This is a genomic window from Rodentibacter mrazii, from assembly GCF_001998825.1.
Classification (GTDB): domain Bacteria; phylum Pseudomonadota; class Gammaproteobacteria; order Enterobacterales; family Pasteurellaceae; genus Rodentibacter; species Rodentibacter mrazii.
In genome coordinates this window covers 1-3,482 of record NZ_MLHG01000088.1, presented here as the reverse complement: position 1 = coordinate 3,482, position 3,482 = coordinate 1, and the positions used below count along the sequence as shown (strand labels likewise).

Here is a 3,482-nt window from a genome sequence, read left to right as displayed (position 1 = left end):
AGATTACCGCACAAGGAAAAATCCCCCTTCTTGTGGGGGGAACGATGCTCTATTACAAAGCCTTGCTTGAAGGGCTTTCCCCTTTACCCTCCGCTGATGAAGCAATCCGAGCTGACATCGAGCAAAAAGCCGTACAACACGGTTGGGCAATGTTGCATAATGAACTGGCAAAAATTGATCCTATCTCTGCTCAACGAATTAACCCTAATGATTCTCAGCGGATCAATCGAGCCTTGGAAGTGTTCTATATTACGGGAAAATCCCTCACCGAGCTGACCGAACAAAAGGGAGAATCCTTACCCTATAATATTATGCAATTTGCCATTGCCCCTGAAGATCGCCATATTTTGCATAACCGTATCGAACAACGTTTCCACAAAATGATTGAATTGGGTTTTCAAGAAGAAGTGGAAAAACTCTCTGCACGAGGCGATCTCACGCCTGATTTACCCTCAATTCGCTGCGTGGGCTATCGCCAAATGTGGGACTATTTGCAAGGTGATTACGACCACGATGAAATGATCTTCCGTGGTATCTGTGCCACCCGCCAGCTCGCCAAACGCCAAGTAACTTGGCTGCGGGGCTGGAAAACCCCAGTTCAATGGTTGGATAGCTTACAGCCCAACCAAGCCAAAGAAACGGTGTTACGCCAAATCGAAGCACATATACACATATAAAAGGTGAGTAAAATGACCGCACTTTCCGCTCTCATCGCCCCCAAACTTACCGAACTTGGCACAATTTTGTGCCAATCTTTTCCTGAAATGGATACCCATGATATTTTTCAACAAATTCAGCAATATCAACAAGATAAAAACCACCCAATCGGAAGATTAGGCTATGCGGTGGCGATGTCGGATTTTGTGGAAAAAATCTTGCAAAAACAACCGCACTTACTCGCACAATGGTGGGAAAAAAGCCCGACTTTTACCGATTGTGAGCAATATTCGGTACGTTTAAACAATCAATTATCAGGTATTTCCCATGAGGCTGAATTTTATAAAGCCCTGCGTGTTTTTCGTAATGCAGAAATGGCGAAGTTAAGTTTTTGCCAAAGTCTCAATCTTGCCACAGTCGAGGAAATTTTTATCCGTCTTTCACAGCTGGCTGAAAGCCTTATTATTGGTGCGCGTGATTGGCTTTATCGCAAAGCTTGTGAGGAAATGGGTACGCCATTAGACGAACAAGAAAAGCCACAATCACTTTATATTTTGGGCATGGGAAAACTAGGGGGATTTGAACTCAATTTTTCTTCCGATATTGATTTGATTTTTACTTATCCTGCTCAGGGAGAAACCCGCATTGAGGGAAGCAATGCGAGAAAACCGGTGGATCATGCCAAATTTTTCACTCGCTTGGGGCAACGTTTAATCAGTGCATTGGATGATTTTACTGCTGATGGTTTTGTTTATCGCACAGATATGCGCCTACGCCCTTTTGGTGAAAGTGGTGCTTTAGCTTTAAGTTTTGCCGCAATGGAGCAATATTATCAAGATCAAGGGCGGGATTGGGAGCGCTATGCCATGATTAAAGGACGTATTTTAGGGGTACAAGCTCATGATCCAAATGTCACCAACTTGGAAAAAATGCTCCGCCCTTTTGTTTACCGCCGCTATATCGACTTTAGTGTAATTCAATCTCTGCGTGAAATGAAAGGAAAAATTGAACGGGAAGTTCGCCGTCGTGGGCTTGAAGATAATATTAAGCTTGGGGCAGGAGGGATTCGTGAAGTGGAATTTATCGCCCAAGTTTTTCAATTAATTCGTGGGGGGCGGGAAATTGCCTTACAACAACATAGCTTGCTTAAGATTTTGCCTAAAATTGCCAAACTGGGGCTTATCACTCAAACGCAATATCAGCATTTACGGGAAAGTTATGTTTTCTTACGCCGGGTCGAAAATAGCTTACAAGCCATCAATGATCAACAAACCCAAACCCTGCCAACCAATGAAACAGACCAACTGCGGTTAATTGAGGCTTGCCGACATTTCACTTGCTTAGATGAACACAATCATCAAATTGAATGCACCTATACGATAGAAAACTGGCAAGATTTCTACCGCACTTTGCAGCAAATGCAAGAAAAGGTGCGTGCGGTTTTTAACCAACTTATCGGTGAGGAAACGGAAGAAAAGGCGGAAACAGAAAATCAATGGCAAGATTTTCTTGAGGCTGATTTTGATGAAATCGTGCAAATGCTGGAAGAAAGTAGTGTTCAATCGGAATACATCAATGAAATCTTAGATAAATTAGCGCAATTTAAAGAAAGCCTAAAACGCCGTATTATTGGAAACCGTGGACGGGAAGTGCTAACACAATTAATGCCAACGGTGTTTTCGCTCATTTTTAAACAAGAAAGCTACCGCACTTTGTTGCCACGCATGTTGCACCTGATTGAGAAAATTTCCAGCCGCACCACTTATTTAGAACTCTTACTCGAAAATCCCCAGGCCTTACGCCAAGTGATCGAGCTTTGTGCGAAATCTCAACTCATTGCCGATCAACTTGCACAACATCCTATTCTGCTTGATGAGCTCCTCAACACAGAAAGCTTACGCCACCCTCTCCCGTTCACTCAATATGCCGATGAACTCCAACAATATCTATTACGATTACCCCAAGACGATGAGGAAGAATTTATCAATGCGCTACGCCAATTTAAGCAAGCGACCTTATTGAGGGTTGCCGCAGCCGATATTTTAGGGGCATTACCGGTGATGAAAGTCAGCGATCATCTCACTTATTTAGCAGAAGCGATTATTCAATCGGTAGTGAATTTAGCGTGGAAACAGGTTTCCACCCGTTTTGGTATTCCTCAACATTTACAAAATGGCGAAAAAAACTTTTTGGTAGTGGGCTATGGAAAACTAGGAGGGATCGAATTAGGCTATAAATCCGATCTTGATTTGGTTTTTCTCTATGAGGCAATGGAAGGGCAAACCGTAGGAGGAAAAAAAATCATTGATAGCAACCAGTTTTACCTCAAACTCGCCCAAAAAATCGTCAGCATTTTTAGTCTGAATACCAGTGCCGGCGTGCTTTATGATATTGATATGCGATTACGCCCCTCCGGTGATGCCGGATTACTTGGCTGCTCTCTATCCGCTTTTGAAAACTATCAATTGAATGAAGCTTGGACTTGGGAAAAACAAGCGTTAGTACGAGCTCGCTCTGTTTTCGGCGAACAGTCATTACGGAAAAAATTTGAAACTATTCGACAACGGGTCCTTTCAACTCCAAGAGATATGGAAATACTAAAACAAGATGTATCGGAAATGCGTGAGAAAATGTTTAGCCATTTATCCCACTCTCAAGAAAATGAATTTAATCTTAAAACTGATCGTGGCGGTATAACGGATATTGAGTTTATTGCGCAATATTTAATGCTTGCTTATGCCCCTAATAACCCTGCATTAACAAAATGGTCCGACAATGTCAGAATCTTTGAATCAATGGCTAATATGGGCATTATTCATCAGGCG

At 42.6% G+C, this 3,482-nt stretch carries 2 protein-coding genes; both read left to right on the top strand.

The window, feature by feature from the left end; all coding sequences use genetic code 11:
- The coding region (gene miaA / locus BKK47_RS11120; protein WP_077494894.1) for a tRNA (adenosine(37)-N6)-dimethylallyltransferase MiaA at positions 1–677 on the top strand (677 nt) is incomplete at its 5' end.
- Positions 678–689: 12 nt separating this feature from the next.
- Positions 690–3,482 (top strand): bifunctional [glutamate--ammonia ligase]-adenylyl-L-tyrosine phosphorylase/[glutamate--ammonia-ligase] adenylyltransferase (gene glnE / locus BKK47_RS11115; protein ID WP_077494895.1); only part of this gene is annotated, 2,793 nt, incomplete at its 3' end.